Raw genomic sequence first — 18,046 nt, 5'->3', positions numbered from 1 at the left:
GTCAGGCAAAAGGTACAGTCTTGATTTTTTGTTTCGTTTTGTATCAAGGCAAAATGAAAGACAAACCTCGATAGAGGTGCGTCAGTAAAAAAGAACGTTCGTGTAGAAAAGTCAATAAACTAATAATTATGAAAAAAACATTCGTTACCATACTGTTATGCATTACCTATATATCGTTGCTGTCTGCACAAAAGACAGTAACTAAAGATGTAATGCAGAAAATTTACGAAGAAGTAAAAACTCCGTTTAAATATGGGCTTGTACTTGCTCCTTCCGATAACAAACATAAGATGGATTGCCCTACCGTTTTTCGAGAAAATGGAAAATGGTATATGTCATATCTAGTTTATGACGGAAAATCGGGCAAAGACGGACGCGGATATGAGACATGGTTAGCAGAAAGCGACGATCTTTTGCAATGGAAAACACTAGGTAGAATAATGTCTTTCCCTCAGATTGGGAGTGGTAGATGGGACGAGAATCAACGTGGAGGGTATATTTCCCTCATAGATTACGAATGGGGCGGAAGTTATAAAGCTCAGAAATTCGATAATAAATATTGGTTGTCATACTTTGGAGGTATTGGTCAAGGATACGAACAAGGAAGACTAGAAGAAGGTATTGCTTATACTGATGGTGATATAACCAAAGCTCACGAATGGAAATACTTGGATAAACCGGTTCTCTCTCCTTTAGACCCTAATAAAGGGTGGTGGGAAAACATTACACAATACAAATCGTCTGTTATTTGGGATAAGAAAAAGACATTGGGCTATCCTTTCATTATGTATTACAATGCTGGCGGTATCAATCCTGCCAATAATGTAAAAGCTGAACGCATAGGTATTGCACTGTCAAAAGATATGGTTAACTGGAAACGCTACAAAGGCAATCCGATAGTTAACCACGAAGAGGGCATTACAGGCGACGGTGTGATACAAAAAATAGGCGATGTATATGTGATGTTCTATTTCAGTGCTTTCCGTAAAGACCGTCCTTATAAAGCATTCAATACATTTGCTTGCTCGTATGATTTAGTCAACTGGACCGATTGGGATGGTGAAGATTTGATTATACCATCTGAAAAATATGATAATCTTTTTGCTCATAAATCGTACGTTGTAAAATGGAACGGAACTGTATATCACTTCTATTGTGGAGTAAATGAGAATGATCAACGGGCAATCGCCGTAGCTACATCTAAAGATTTAGGTAAGAGTCTTATTCGTTTTCCAAAATCCGACAAAGAAACTTTCAGAAAAGAGTTTTCTTTGAATGAAGGTTGGAAAACGATAGTAAACGAAACAGACAGAGATGCACACAAAGGATTTGAAAATCCGCTTTATAACGATACTCAATGGGAACGTGTAAGTGTTCCTCACAATTGGGACAAATACGAGGGTATCCGACGCCTGAAGCATGGAAATAAACACGGATATTCTTGGTACAGAAAAGATTTCAATATAGAAAAACAAGGCGAAAATAAAAGATACTTTTTATATTTTGAAGGTGTAGGCTCGTATGCAACTGTATTTGTAAATGGTAAAAAAGTGGGTTACCATGCAGGTGGTCGTACCACATTCACTTTAGATGTAACAGACGTTGTCAACTTCGACCGTCCTAATACATTAGCGGTGCAGGCAGACCATCCATCTATGATCTCCGATTTGCCCTGGGTATGCGGAGGTTGTTCGTCAGAATGGGGTTTCTCTGAAGGTTCTCAACCTATGGGTATTTTCCGACCTGTAACATTAGTGGTTACAGATGAAGTGAGAATAGAACCTTTCGGTGTTCATGCATGGAATAACGAACCCACTGGTAATAGTAAAAAGATATTTATGCTAAATGTAAATACAGAAGTCAAAAATTATAGTTCAAGAGAGCGTACTTTCGAGGTAATTCAAAAACTGGTTAACAAAGATGGTATTCAGGTAGAGCGTATTACCGATAAAGTAATCTTAAAACCCAACGAAATAAAAACTATCAGTCAAAAGAGTAAAGATATCGAAAATCCACATTTGTGGGATACCGAAAATCCGTATCTCTACAAACTGATTACAATGATAAAAGAAGACGGGAAAACCATCGACCAAGAGACTACCGCTTATGGTTTTCGTTGGGTTTCGTGGCCTATCTATCGTACAGATGGTGACCAGCGATTCTATTTGAATGGTAAGCCTGTTTTTCTAAATGGAGTTTGCGAATACGAACACATGTTGGGAGACAGCCATGCTTTCAGTGAAGATCAGATACTATCACGTATCAGTCAGATGAAAGCAGCAGGATTTAATGCCTTTCGGGATGCTCACCAACCGCACAACCTTATCTATCAGAATATGTGGGATAGAACAGGTATGCTTTTCTGGACTCAGTTATCCGCCCATGTATGGTACGATACTCCCGAATTCAGAGAGAACTTCAAAAACAACCTTCGCGAATGGGTAAAAGAAAGACGTTCGTGTCCATCAGTTGTTCTGTGGGGATTGCAAAACGAAAGCACACTACCCGAAGATTTTGCCAAAGAATGTACTGATATTATCCGTGAGATGGATCCTACTTCACCATCACAACGTTTAGTTACTACTTGTAATGGAGGCTCGGGAACGGATTGGAATGTAGTACAAAACTGGTCGGGAACTTATGGAGGCGATCCTTATAAATATGACAAAGAGCTTAGTAAAAAAGAGCAACTACTCAACGGTGAATACGGTGCTTGGAGAAGCATCGGATTACATGCTGAAGGAGGCTTTAAGCAAGATGGAATCTGGAGTGAAGATCGAATGACTCAACTCCTGGAAATGAAAATTCGTTTAGCAGAACAAGCCAAAGACAGCGTTTGTGGACAATTTCAGTGGATATACAGTTCGCATGATAACCCAGGTAGAATACAGAACGAAGAAGGGTTTCGGGATATAGACCGTATAGGACCTTTCAATTATAAAGGTTTAGTCACACCATGGGAAGAACCTTTGGATGTATATTACATGTACCGTTCTAATTATGTATCGAAAGAAGAAGAACCAATGGTCTATCTGGTTTCTCATACTTGGAATCACCGATGGACAGAAGCAGGCAAAAAAGACAGTATCATTGTATATTCGAATTGCGACGAAGTAGAACTTTTCAACGATGTAAAATCCATTTCGCTAGGTAAACGCACCAGAGGCGGAATAGGCACACATTTTCAGTGGGATAATGTAGACATTCGTTACAATGTACTTTATGCAGTAGGCTATGTTGACGGAAAAGCTGTTACAGAAGATTTTATTGTTCTGGAAAACCTACCTCAATCTCCCGATTTTGACAAATTATATAAGAATGTCACCAATCCAACTTTACCCGAAAAGGGATATAATTACATATACCGTGTCAATTGCGGAGGAGGTGATTTTACAGACGAAAACGGAAACCTCTGGGCTGCTGATGTTCATAAAAAAGACGGAAACTATTGGGGTTCTCTTTCGTGGACAGATCAATTTGGCAATCTTCCTAATTTTTTAGCTTCTCAACGAGTTACTAAAGACCCGATTGAAGGCACTAAGAATTGGGAATTATTTCAAACTTTCCGCTATGGTCGAGACAAACTTAAATATCAATTTCCCCTACCCGATGGAGAGTATTTGGTAGAAATGTATTTTATCGAACCTTGGTGGGGAACGGATAGAAGCATGGACTGTGAAGGCTACCGCATCTTTGACGTGGCAATAAGTGGAGATACTGTTCTGAAAAGTCTGGATATTTGGAAAGAAGCAGGACACGACAAACTACTTAAAAAGATTGTAAAAGCATCTGCTAAAAATGGTATTCTAGAAATATACTTTCCGAATACTACGGCAGGGCAAGCTATCCTTTCAGCCATTGCCATTGCTTCAACAAATAACAATATTAAGGCTGCACCACAATCTCCTCAATTGGTTACTGATGTAAAAGGAGGTACGCAAAAATCGTGGCTTGATACAGGTAGAGAGTTCAAAACACTTCCTCCGTTATTCTATGGAGCAGAATATATAATTCCGAATAAAGACTCTAAAGAAATCAGTTTCAGTTTGACTGACAATGCAGATATTTATATCAAAGAAGATACAGGTTTTGTAAAGAAATCATATCCTAAAAATCAGTCGATCATAATCAGCGGAAACAAATATATTGTAGCCATTCCTCAAATCAATTGGATAGAAGAACCTAATCTTCGCCCAGAAATCAGTTACGAAGCAGAAGAAGCCATTACCAAAGGAAAAGGCTGGGCAAAAGTTAATCACCGCAAAAAAGACGGAATGAAAATAGTACAAAATGGTGCACATAGCATCACTTGGACTATTTCACCCGGATTGGCTGGAGTGTATGCTCTTCGTTTCAAGTATATGAATGTGACTAAAGAACCCATCATTGCTAAAATTCAAGTATTGGCCTCGGATGACAGAGTGATGCGTGAAGATAACATCCAATTCCCATCTGCTCCCGAAAAATGGCGTATGGTAAGTACCACTACAGGAGCTTATATTAATGCAGGACATTACAGGGTGGTGATTAGTGGAGATAATCTTAACGGACTTTGGTTCGATGGTTTAGACATGCAGTGAAGGTTGCAGACCTTTTTATTATAATTCACTTAAGATGAAAAGAATTTTAATTATATCCACTTTCCTAGCATCGGCATTTTCGGGTTTCGCACAATACGATAAACCCGATTGGGAAAATTTATCAATATTGGAGATAAACAGAGAAGATGCAAGAGCTGATTTTGTACCCTTTGCCGATACTCAACAAGCACTGTCGGGCAATAGGGAAAAATCTCCTTATTTTGTATTACTTAACGGAAACTGGAAATTCCATTGGGTAAATACACCCGACAAAAGACCTCTGAACTTCTATCAAACAAATTTCAATGATAGTCAATGGAAAACCATTTCTGTTCCCTCCAATTGGGAGATGCAAGGATATGGTACACCTATTTATGTAAGTGCAGGATACCCCTTTAAAATAGACCCTCCCCGTGTGATGGGCGAACCTAAAGCCGACTACACGGCGTTTAAAGAACGAAATCCCGTAGGTTCATACAGGCATTCGTTCGACTTACCTCAAAACTGGAATGGGCGTCGAACATTCATTCATTTTGCAGGAGTACAAAGTGCATTTTATGTGTGGATCAACGGCGAAAAAGTAGGATATAGCCAAGGTAGTATGGAACCTGCCGAATTTGATATTACAGACTACGTTCAAAAAGGAAAGAATCAATTGGCAGTAGAAGTGTATCGCTGGTGTGATGGAAGCTATCTAGAAGATCAAGACATGTGGCGAACAAGCGGCATTCACAGAGAAGTGTTTCTATACTCGACTAGTGATGTCCGTATTTCCGATTTTGCGGTAAGAACTGTTTTAGACAAAGACTACAAAGATGCAAGTCTGCAAATAAAACCCGAACTGAAATCGTATAAAGGAAATAAACTCGAAGGTTGGAACATCGAAGCGCAATTGTATGATGCGCAAAAAAAGCCTGTATTTATAGATGCTCTGAGACAAGATGCCCTACCCATACTTAATGCGGATTACAAAGCGGCAATAATGAATGATAGAGCACCTCAGCGTGGACCTGCCAAATTTGCTTGGTTGGAAGCGAATGTGTCTAATCCATTGAAGTGGACAGCCGAAACACCCAATTTATATACACTCGTTCTTAGTTTAAAAAATGATAAAAACGAAGTCGTAGAAACAGTTCGTACTCAAGTCGGTTTTCGTAGTGTAGAAATAAAAGACGGTCAAGTTTTAGTGAATGGGAACCCTATTCGCTTACGAGGAGTAAACCGTCACGAACACGACCCCGCTACAGGTCGAAGCATTAGCTACGAAAGGATGAAACAGGATATTATTCTAATGAAGCAAGCTAATATAAATGCCGTTCGTACATCTCATTATCCGAATAATACACAGTGGTACGAGCTCTGCAACGAATACGGAATGTATGTAATGGACGAAGCCGATATAGAAGAACATGGCTTAAGAGGGCAACTGGCAAACGATCCTGCTTGGCATGCTGCATTTATGGATAGAGCTGTTAGAATGGCTGAGAGAGACAAAAATTATCCTTCAATAATATGTTGGTCGATGGGTAATGAGGCTGGTTACGGTCCTAATTTCGCCGCTATATCAGCTTGGCTGAAAGACTTCGATCCTACTCGATTTATTCATTATGAAGGAGCGCAAGGTACACCCACAGACCCTAAAACGGTAGATGTAATTAGTCGTTTTTATCCACGTGTACAGCAAGAATATCTCAATCCAAATATCAAAGAAGGAGAAGACAAAGAACGTGCAGAAAATGCCCGTTGGGAAAGACTGTTGAGTATTGCACAAGATACTGTTGACAATCGCCCCGTACTTACCAGTGAATACGCTCATGCGATGGGAAATGCCCTAGGCAATTTTAAAGAGTATTGGGATGAGATCTATTCTAATAAACGAATGTTAGGCGGATTTATATGGGACTGGGTAGACCAAGGGTTATATAAAACCGACGAAAACGGCATTCGCTTTATGGCTTACGGTGGAGACTTCGGAGATAAACCCAACCTAAAAGCATTTTGCTTTAACGGAATTGTATTTGGAGAACGTGAAACTACGCCTAAATACTTTGAAGTAAAAAAAGTATATCAACCTATACTTATTGAGCCTTTGGTTTTAAATAAAAATAAAGCATCGTTCTATATAACAAATCGCAATCATCACATAAATCTTAATGAATATGAAATGAGGTGGCAGATAATTACTGAAGGAGACACTATACAAAAAGGAGTTATCCCTAATCTAAATATTGCGGCAGGAGCGAAACGAGATATACAACTCCCCATACAAGCTATAAAAGTTAAGCCGAATTCAGACTATTGGTTACGGGTAAGTTTTCACCTGAAAGAAAATACTCTTTGGGCAGATAAAGGATTCGAAATAGGCTTTGAACAATTTGATCTAAATATTAGAGAAGATGCAGCTGTATTAAAAGATAAAACACCTATCTCTAAAATTGATAAATATGCTGATAGAATTGAAGTTCAAGGAAAAAGATTCTCAACTGTATTTGATTTACAAAAAGGAAACTTATCTTCTCTTATATATAATGGAAAAGAAATGATTGTTTCTGCTCCTATTTTTCAGGGATACCGTGCTCCTGTTGACAACGATAAAGGTTTTGGTAATTGGTTGGCAAAAGACTGGAAACAACAAGGATTAGATAGTTTAAAACGAATAGTAAAATCAGCTGAAATAATAGAAGAGAACAGCTCATACATCAAAATAAAAACCATTGCCGAAAGTTTTTCTAAAAATGGAAAGTTTATGCATGAATGTATTTGGAGAATAAGCGGTGATGGAAGTATAGAGGTCAACAACAAATTTACCCCATCAGGAGATTTACCCGAATTACCCCGATTAGGAGTAGTTATGTCTTTAAACTCTGATTTAGAAAACATAAAATGGTATGGTCATGGTCCTTTCGAAAATTATTCGGATCGTAAGACTAGTACCCCCATTGGTATATATTCAAGTACTGTTACAGATCAATATATACCCTACCCTCATCCACAAGAAACAGGAAATAAGGAAGGGATAAAGTGGATAAATCTAGCTGATAGAAACGGAAAAGGTATCTCCATAACTCGCCTATCTGAAACCATGTCGGGCTCTGCATTACATTTTACAGCAGGAGATTTAGATGCTGCAACTCATGCTTATCTTTTGAAACCAAGAGAAGAAGTAGTACTATCTCTTGATGCTATTATGTTAGGTTTAGGAAACAGTAGTTGTGGACCGGGTGTATTAAAGAAATATGCCATCGAGAAAAAAACGTACAAATTAAATTTCGTTATTAAACCTCTAAATTAAGTAGATAAAAGTATTTAATGAAATGCTTTCGAAAGTAATAAAAAGGTCTGAGACCTTAATAACAATAGAACTCTATATTAGACTATGAAAAAAAGAAACCTCTTATTCCAATTTATGCTATTCTGCGGCATTTTGGCCTCACAATGTATAAATGCACAAAATAAAGTCCAGCCTTTTCATCCTACCGAAACTGGCATACAATATTTATCAGGCACAGGATCAGATGATACTGTCGATTGGGAGTTTTTCTGTACTGATGGACGTAACAGCGGTAAATGGACAACTATTCCCGTTCCATCCTGCTGGGAATTACAAGGCTTCGGTACATATCAATACGGAATGCCTTTTTACGGCAAAGCTAATCCTCCGGGAATAGCAAACGAACAAGGTAAATATAAATACAAATTCAAGCTACCCAAAGAATGGGAAGGCAGAACTGTACGTATTGTTTTTGATGGAGTGATGACCGATGTAGAAGCACTAATCAATGGTCGTCGATGTGGTAATTTGCATCAAGGAGCTTTTTATCGCTTCAAGAGCGATGTTAGCGACCGTATATTTTTTGGAGATAAAGAAAATGTATTAGAACTCACTGTTAGTAAAGAATCTGCCAACCCCAGCGTGAATATGGCTGAAAGACGTGCCGATTATTGGAACTTTGGAGGCATTTTCCGTCCTGTGTTTGTAGAAGCACTTCCTGCCGAATTCATCGATCGTACAGCAATTGATGCAGATGCAGACGGTAGTTTCTATGCAGATGTATTTCTAGGCTTAGCAATGGGCAACAATACTAAGGTAGTTGCCGAATTGACCGACATAAACGGAAAATCAATCGGTAAAAGCACAGAAACTCCCATTTCAGGAGGTTCAGACAAAGCAATAATAAAGACAAAATTGGATAATATAAAGAATTGGACACCTGAAACGCCCAATCTGTATTATGCTAAGTTTTCATTGATACAAGACAATAAAGTACTACATACTGTTACTGAACGCTTCGGATTCCGCACTATTGAAGTTCGTCCAAGTGATGGTTTATATATAAACGGTCAAAAAGTTATAATAAAAGGAGTTAACCGCCATAGCTTCCGTCCCGAAACAGGAAGAACTCTGAGTAAAAAAGATAATTATGATGATGTAAAACTCATCAAAGAAATGAATATGAATGCCGTTCGTCTATCTCATTATCCATCAGATCCTGATTTCTTAAAAGCATGTGATGAATTGGGATTATACGTGATGGTAGAGCTTGCAGGGTGGCATGGAAAGTACGACAGCAATGTAGGAGCAAAACTTATTCACGAAATGGTGAAAAGAGATGTAAACCATCCATCAGTAACATGGTGGGCCAATGGTAACGAAGGAGGTCACAATCTTGAAATAGACAAAGAGTTTGCACCGCTCGATCCTCAAAAAAGACCCGTTTTGCATCCACAGAAAAACTTTGGAGGATTTGAAACTATGCATTATCGTTCCTATGGCGAAAGTCAGGAATATATGCGTTTACCCGAAATTTTTATGCCTACCGAATTTCTTCATGCCCTTTATGATGGTGGAGCTGGTGCAGGTCTTTGGGATTATTGGGAGATGATGCGCAAACACCCTCGTTGTGCAGGTGGTTTTATATGGATGTTTGCAGATGAAGGAGTCGTAAGAACCGATCAGAACGGACGTATTGATAATGTGGGCAATTATGGTGCAGATGGTATCGTAGGGCCTCACCACGAAAAAGAAGGAAGCTTCTATACCGTGAAACAAGTATGGTCACCCGTACAAATAATGAATACTACCCTACCCGATAACTTTGACGGTACATTTACAGTCGAGAATAGATATGACTTTACCAATCTTAAAGATTGTCGTTTTGTATGGACACTTAAATCGTTTGATGATCAAGAAAAAATAATAAAAACAGGAGATATAAGGGGTGTTGATATTGCTCCACATACTTCGGGTACATTTAAAGTCAATCTCCCCTCTGATTGGCAGAATGCAGGAGCCTTATCACTTACAGTTTATAGCCCAACCAACGAAGAACTTTGGACATGGGATTGGCAATGGAAAAAGCCCAGTGAGTATTATTCGTTCTCTAAAGGAAAAAACAACTTATCGGCAAAAGAAGAAGATAATAAACTCCTTGTAACAGTAGGTTCAACCCTATTGACTTTCAATACAAAAAATGGAGAACTGAGTTCTGTAAAACAGAATAATAAAGATATATCTTTTGGTAATGGTCCTCGCTTTATAGCAGCTCGCCGTGGCGATCGGTCTATGGATGTTTTCTATAATCATGATGATGCCGAAGCACGAAGCAAAGAACGGATTTACAATGATATTTCGGGCGAAAACAAACTTACTAATTTTACATTTCAGAGTACGCCAGACAGTATCACTATTACTGCCGACTATTTCGGAAATATGCGTCAGGCACATTGGGTTATCAAATCAGATGGAAATATTCGTTTAGATTATAGCTATCAGTATGAAGGAGTCGTAGAATTGATGGGTATAAAATTTGATTACCCCGAAAATCAAGTAATATCTAAGCGATGGTTAGGCGAAGGTCCGTATCGTGTATGGCAAAACCGTATACATGGCTCTAACTTCGGAATATGGGAAAACGATTATAATGATCCTATTCCCGGAGAATCATTTATCTATCCTGAATTTAAGGGTTATTTCAACAATTGGAAATGGGCTGACATTAATACTACCGAGGGTGTTATCAGTTTAGGCAATACTAACGAAAATAACTACTTAGGAGTTTATACGCCTCGTGATGGACGTGATGTATTATTATATACTATTCCTCAGAGTGGAATCTCTGTATTAAAAGTGATTCCCGCTGTCCGTAATAAAGTAAATTCTACGGACTTGGTAGGTCCATCGTCCCAAGCTCAATGGGTAAGCGGTTTGCAGCAAGGTAGTATTTATCTAAAATTCGAAGCAAAATAAAGTTATGAAAAAAATATATTTTATCTGTTTAATCCTTTGTCTAAACTTAAGCCTAAGCTATGCTCAAGACTTAAGACAATTGTGGACATCTCCTCCCGAAGCATCTAGATCGTGGGTGTTTTGGTATTGGATGAAAGGTGCTGTAACCAAAGAAGGAATCACTGCCGACCTTGAGGCAATGAAAGAAGTAGGAATTGCCGGCGCATACCTGATGCCTATAAAAGGAGTCCCCGAAAAACCTTTTGTTACTCCTATAGTAGAACAACTTAGCCCACTTTGGTGGGAAATGGTCGAATTTGCGTTCAAAGAAGCCGATCGTGTAGGTGTAAAGATCGGATTTCATATCTGTGATGGATTTGCTCTAGCAGGAGGTCCTTGGATTACACCCGAATTATCTATGCAAAAAGTGGTTTGGAAGCAGACAAACATTAAAGGAGGAAAAACGATTAATCAGATGCTTTCTCAACCCGAAAGTTTCGAAGGATATTATAAAGATATTGCGGTATTTGCCTATCCTACTCCACAAGGAGAAGGAGTCTCGACAGAAACAATAAAACCCAAAGTAACAACGAATGTTCCAAATACTGATCCTCAGTTTTTGACTGATAAAAACAGCAAAGAGATCTTCCGTAGTGAATCACCTTGCTGGATACAATATACATTTGATGAACCATTTACCTGTCGAACAATACAGGTACAAACTCCACCAAGGAGTTTTCAGGGGCAACGCCTAACTATCCAAGCCAGTGATGATGGTGTGAACTTTCGTAAAATAGTACAATTAGAACCACCACGTCAAGGATGGCAAAATGATGATTTTCCTATGACAAGTAGCATACCAAGCACAACTGCTCGCTATTTCCGTTTCTTGTACGATATATCAGGAACCGAGCCGGGAGCAGAAGATTTAGATGCAGCCAAATGGAAACAATCCTTGAAAATAAAAGGGATTTGGTTATCATCCGAAGCACGTATACATCAATATGAAGGTAAAAGTGCACAAGCATGGAGAATAAGCCCTCGCACAACCAATGAGCAAATAACTGCTGATTTATGCATCAATCCTAAACAATTAATTGATATATCTCAATATGTAGATAAGGACGGAAAATTAAATTGGAAAGCACCCAAAGGAAATTGGACAATACTTCGCATGGGACATACTTCAACAGGGCATACTAATGCCACAGGCGGAAAAGGTATAGGCTTGGAATGTGATAAATTCAATCCCGAAGCTATCCGCTTGCAATTTAACTCTTGGTTTGGAAAAGCTGTGGAAGTGGCAGGCGAAGATTTAGCAGCTCGTGTCTTAAAAGTATTTCATGTAGATAGTTGGGAGTGTGGCAGTCAAAATTGGTCGTCAAATTTTAAGGATGAATTCAAGAAACGCAGAGGTTACGACATATATCCATATCTACCTGTAATGGCAGGTATTCCAATAGAAAATGCCGAAACATCGGAAAGAGTATTATACGATGTACGACAAACCATATCAGAGTTGGTCGTAGACAAATTCTATGCCGTGCTGAAAGAGGAAGCCAACGCTAAAGGAGCCCAATTCAGTGCCGAATGTGTATCGCCTACTATGATGAGCGATGGAATGATGCATTATAAGAATACTGATATCCCTATGGGCGAATATTGGTTGCAAAGTCCTACACATGACAAACCTAACGATGTTTTAGATGCTATTTCAGGAGGACATATCTATGAAAAAAATATCATTCAAGCCGAAGCTTTCACTCAACTCAGAGCAATGTTCGACGAGCATCCTGCCATGCTTAAGGCATTACAAGATAGACATTATGCACTAGGTATTAACCGTCTGAGTTATCACGTAAATGCGCTAAATCCATGGCTAGACCGTAAACCCGGTATGACTTTAGATGGTATAGGATTGTATTTCCAACGAGATCAGACATGGTGGAAGTTGGGTCGTGCTTGGGTAGACTATGCACAACGCTGTCAGGCATTACTTCAATTTGGTAGACCTGTTGTAGACATTGCTGTATTTACCGGAGAAGGGTTTCCTCGCAGGGCAATTCTACCCGATAGACTACTACCGTTTTTACCCGGAATATTCGGAAAAGAAAAAGTGGAATTCGAAAAACAACGTTTGGCTAATATAGGACAGCCTACCCGTCAAATGCCTGTTGGTGTAAATCATTCAGCTAATATAACAGGGGCCGAGGATTGGATAAATCCATTAAGAGGCTATCAATATGATAGTTTTAATCCTGATGTACTTCTTAATTTCGCAAAAGTAGTAGATGGACGTATTGTACTTCCTAATGGCATGAGTTATGCAGCACTTGTTATTCCAGGAAAGCATCCTATGCAACCCAATCCCGAATTCATATCTGAGCAGGTAGCAAATAAGCTTAAAGAGTTTGCTTTGCAAGGGGCTACTTTATTTATGGAGAATAACCTTAAAAGAGAAATATCTAATCAGACTAAAAGTGGAGATAAAGTAATAAATTGGACAGAACAAGCTCCTAAAACAAAGAATCTTCCTCTAAATGACGATACATTTCTGAATATTGAACGAGATTTTATAGCTAAAGATTCGAGCTTTAAAGAATATGCACAAAATATAGCTTATACTCATCGACAAGGAGATGGAGTTGATATTTATTTTGTATCCAATCAAACCGATAAAATGAGAGATCTCAATATTTCGTTACGCGTCAGTGGAAAGACACCTGAAATATGGAATCCTGTGACAGGAGAAGTTTCTTCTATATCTACTTCTCATCATTTTAAAGATTCGGGGCATCGCTCAGATTTGCGAATATCATTAGATGCTTATCAGTCTTTATTTATAGTCTTTAAAGAAACAACAAAAGACATAAAAGAAAAAGTAACAAAAGAGGAAATGGGAAGGATTAGCGGCTACTCTCCTAAAAAAGCGTGGACAGTACAATTCGATCCTACACAACGTGGACCTGAAGAGCCTGTTATATTTGAAAAACTTACAGATTGGAGTACAAATTCAGATGATCGTATACGATATTATTCGGGTACAGCTATTTATAAGAATACTGTAAACCTAAAGGTTAACGCAAAAGATAAATTTACCATAGTATTCGACGAAATTTTCAATTTGGCAGAGGTGAAAATTAACGGAAAATCATGTGGTATTCTTTGGACTAAGCCATATAGTTTAGACATTACAGATGGTGTAAAAGATGGAGAAAATACAATAGAGATAGAAGTTGCAAATACATGGGCAAACCGTATTATGAGAGATGAAGATTTTGGAGCAGAAAAAGACGAGAGTAAGAAGATATGGACAAATGCACCTTTCCGTCTACCTGTCAAAGAATTGGTAAAAAGTGGATTAACAGGAAATGTAGTGATTCAAAAGTGGACTCCTATCCATTAATAAAAACCTTAGCATTATATAAGTTATGAAGAATATATATATACTATTAATAACCTTTTTTGTCGTTATATCAGTTCACGCAGAACTAAAAACTCCTGCCATTTTCGGTAGAAACATGTTGCTTCAACAAAATACGGAAGTAAATATATGGGGATGGGCTAATAAGGGACAAACAATAACTGTAAGCCCCTCTTGGTCTACTCAAAAGTATGCTGGAAAAGCGGATAATGCTGGAAAGTGGATGATAAAAATTCCTACACCTGCAGCAAGTTATGAGACTTACGAAATAAACATATCTGACAATAAAAATAAGATAACTTTCGATAATATATTGATTGGCGAAGTATGGCTTTGTTCAGGGCAATCGAATATGGAAATGCCTATGAAAGGATTTAAAAATCAGCCTGTACTTGGTGGTAATGAAGCTATCTTAAAGTCTAAAAATAAAAATATACGGCTTATTACCGTAAAAAGGGCATCCTCTTTAACAACTCAAAATGACATTATCGGAGAATGGGCAGAAGCAACACCCGAAACTGTAAAAGAATTTAGTGCGACAGGCTATTATTATGGCAAATTATTAAATGAAATGTTGGATGTGCCTATTGGATTAATCCTTTCGTCTTGGGGAGGTTCTTCTATTGAAGCGTGGATGAGTAAAGATATGCTTGCTGAATTCAATGACATAAAACTTCCAACAACCAAAGAAGATATGAAAGTACCTAACCGTACTCCAATGGTATTGTACAATAGTATGATCAATCCAATTGCTGGTTATACCATTAAAGGCTGTATTTGGTATCAGGGAGAATCTAACTACGAACGATCAGATCAATACCCTCTGCTTTTCGGAAAAATGGTGAACGAGTGGCGAAAGGTCTGGGGACAAGGTGAATTTCCTTTTTACTATTGCCAGATAGCACCTTATAACTATGCATCTATTTCTACTCCTGATAAACAAGGAGGGAAATTCAATTCTGCATTTTTGAGGGAAGCACAATCTAAATCGGCAATACAAGTTCCCGACGTAGGAATGGTGGTATTGATGGATATTGGAGAAGAAAACTGCATTCACCCTCAAAATAAAAAAACAGGCGGCGAACGCCTTGCTATGATGGCTCTTGGTAAAACCTACGGATTAAAAGGATTTGCATACGAAAGTCCTACATTCAAAGAAATGGTACTCGAAGAAAACAAAGTTATACTTACGTTTGAAAATGCACCAATGTGGCTCACCGCTTTCGGAAAAGAGTTGAAAGAATTTGAGGTTGCAGGAGCAGACAAAGTTTTCTATCCAGCTAAAGCTGAAATTAAACGAAGCAAAGTAGAAGTATCCTCCGATAAGGTTAGTAAACCCGTTGCGGTTAGATACGCTTTCAAAGATTTCGTTGTAGGAGATCTTTTCAGTACAGAAGGACTCCCCCTATCCTCTTTTAGAAGTGATAATTGGGATAAATAAAAAAAGCTAAAGCTTCAACGTTTTAGTATAGATTCAGTAAGCATAGAAATATAACTATGAGATATAGCAATAAATATTTTAAACTAATCACATTCTTTTTAATGTTCTGGGTCGTACAATCAATGGCTCAGAATATTTCAGATTACAATATTGTATGGCACAGTCCGAGTAAAAACTCTTCGGAGAGTATGCCTTGTGGAGGTGGAGATATAGGAATGAATGTTTGGGTAGAAAACGGAGATGTGCTCTTTTATTTTTCACGAAGCGGTACTTTTGACGAAAACAATACTTTATTGAAACTAGGACGAGTAAGAGTAAGACTTACCCCGAACCCTTTTGAGGGGAATGATTTTAGTCAGGAACTAAAACTTGAAGAAGGTCATATTGTTATCAAAGGAAAAAACAATACTATTTCATCAGACATTCGTATTTGGGCAGATGTTTTTAATCCTGTTATTAATGTAGATATTTCTAACAACCAAAATCTAAAAGTGGAAGTCTTTTATGAAAATTGGCGTTATCAAGACAGGTTATTGAGAAAAAACGAAAGCAATCAGAACTCTTATAAATGGGCAGCACCCAAAGATCTAGCTACAAAGAAAGACGAAATTCAATTTGATGAAGATAAGATTTTATTCTTTCATCAAAATGATAAGCAAACTCTCTTTGATGTCGTTGTTCAGCAACAAGGACTAGAGGCTGTTAAATCAGAAATGTTTAACCCTATAAAGAACCTTACTTTCGGTGGAGTTATTGAAGCTAAAGGCTTTAAAGCATCCGATATATCAACAGGCATTTATGCTGATACGGATTATAAGGCATGGAAATTAGAAAGTAATAAACCAACTAAGAATGCTCAGATAAAAATAAAGCTACATACAGAACAAACAGAGAATATTGATGATTGGAAAAGTAAGCTTTATAAGCCTATCGTATCTGATTTAACTAAGAATAAAACCTGGTGGAAAGCGTTCTGGGATAAGAGTTTCATACATATTCAATCTAAAAAAAAAGAGAGTAAAGGTTTCGAAATAGCCCGTAACTATCAACTTTTTCGTTATATGCTAGGCTGTAATGCATACGGACAATATCCTACTAAATTCAATGGAGGATTATTTACTTATGATCCTGTTCATACAGACAGTACTTTAAATTTTACGCCCGATTTCAGGAAATGGGGAGGTGGCACACACACTGCCCAAAATCAACGGTTAGTTTACTTTCCTATGTTAAGAAGCGGAGATGCGGATATGATGAAACCTCAGTTTGATTTCTACAATCGTATACTTGCCACAGCAGAATTAAGAAGCAAAATCTATTGGGGGCATGAGGGAGCTTGTTTTACAGAGCAAATTGAGAACTTCGGATTACCTAACCCTAGTGAATATGGATGGAAACGTCCTGAATGGTACGACATGGGCATGGAATATAATGCTTGGCTCGAATACCAATGGGATACTGCCCTCGAATTTTGCTTTATGATTCTCGAAACTAAAAGATACACAGATAAGGGTATTTCGACATACCTACTACTTATAGAAAGTACACTTCGTTTCTTTGATGAACATTATCAATATCTGGCAAAACAACGAGGACGAAAATCTCTAGATGAACAAGGCAAACTAGTCCTTTATCCGGGGTCGGCTTGCGAGACTTATAAAATGGCTTATAATGCAGCATCTACAGTTGCAGCATTACAAACCGTTAGTTCTCGCTTATTAGAATTGCCCCAAATACAATCTGATACTATTAAGAGTAAATATTTCAAGGAGTTTTTAACTAGAATCCCTGAAAATCGAACACGAGAAATTGACGGACATACTACCATCTCGCCTGCTTGGCTATGGGAACGAGTTAACAATGTAGAAACACCTCAATTATATCCTGTTTTCCCTTGGGGTATTTATGGAGTAGGCAAACCCAATTTAGATATTGCTCTCAACACGTGGAAATATGATAAGGATGTTATAAAATTCAGAAGTCATGTTGGATGGAAACAAGATGCTATTTGGGCGGCTAGGCTAGGTTTAATTAATGAAGCAAAGGAATTAGTTACAAAGAAGCTCGAAAGTGCTAAGACACGCTTTCCTACATTCTGGGGACCCGGATACGATTGGACTCCCGACCATAATTGGGGAGGAAGTGGAATGATTGCTTTACAAGAGATGTTACTTCAAACAGATGGAGAACGAATATTACTTCTTCCGGCGTGGGATAAATCATGGGATGTACATTTTAAACTTCATGCACCTTACAATACAATTGTGGAATGTAAACTAGAAAATGGTGAAATTACTTTATTGAAAGTAACTCCAGAAAATAGAAGGAAAGATGTAATTGAAGTCTTTTGATACTCATTTTTTAGATATATACTA

6 protein-coding genes are annotated in these 18,046 nt (G+C 38.1%); all 6 read left to right on the top strand.

Going from position 1 to position 18,046, the window contains the following annotated elements; genetic code table 11:
- The first annotated feature begins 128 nt into the window (after nt 1-128).
- The 6 genes from IR022_RS04660 (at nt 129) to IR022_RS04635 (ending at nt 18,022) form a co-directional block, all read left to right on the top strand.
- A complete protein-coding gene (locus IR022_RS04660) occupies nt 129-4,580 on the top strand; it encodes a malectin domain-containing carbohydrate-binding protein (RefSeq protein WP_194202805.1) in 4,452 nt (1,483 codons plus the stop codon).
- Nucleotides 4,581-4,614: 34 nt separating this feature from the next.
- Complete coding sequence (locus tag IR022_RS04655; protein ID WP_194202804.1) at nt 4,615-7,872, top strand: glycoside hydrolase family 2 TIM barrel-domain containing protein; 3,258 nt, start codon at nt 4,615-4,617, stop codon at nt 7,870-7,872.
- An 84-nt stretch (nt 7,873-7,956) separates the two neighbouring features.
- Nucleotides 7,957-10,827, top strand: coding sequence for a glycoside hydrolase family 2 TIM barrel-domain containing protein (locus IR022_RS04650; protein WP_242053065.1), 2,871 nt, complete (start codon nt 7,957-7,959; stop codon nt 10,825-10,827).
- A 4-nt stretch (nt 10,828-10,831) separates the two neighbouring features.
- Nucleotides 10,832-14,212: a glycosyl hydrolase gene (locus tag IR022_RS04645; RefSeq protein WP_194202803.1), complete on the top strand. Its 3,381-nt coding sequence runs from the start codon at nt 10,832-10,834 to the stop codon at nt 14,210-14,212.
- Nucleotides 14,213-14,237: 25 nt separating this feature from the next.
- The gene (locus tag IR022_RS04640; protein WP_194202802.1) at nt 14,238-15,671 is read left to right on the top strand and encodes a sialate O-acetylesterase; all 1,434 of its coding nucleotides are present in this window, start codon (nt 14,238-14,240) and stop codon (nt 15,669-15,671) included.
- Between the two features lie 56 nt (nt 15,672-15,727).
- The gene (locus IR022_RS04635; protein WP_410492795.1) at nt 15,728-18,022 is read left to right on the top strand and encodes a DUF5703 domain-containing protein; all 2,295 of its coding nucleotides are present in this window, start codon (nt 15,728-15,730) and stop codon (nt 18,020-18,022) included.
- Nucleotides 18,023-18,046: the final 24 nt, after the last annotated feature.

Source organism: Dysgonomonas sp. GY617 (genome assembly GCF_015233815.1).
Taxonomy (GTDB): domain Bacteria; phylum Bacteroidota; class Bacteroidia; order Bacteroidales; family Dysgonomonadaceae; genus Dysgonomonas_A.
Note: the sequence above shows the minus strand (reverse complement) of the source record. Positions and strands in the feature narration are given on the sequence as shown.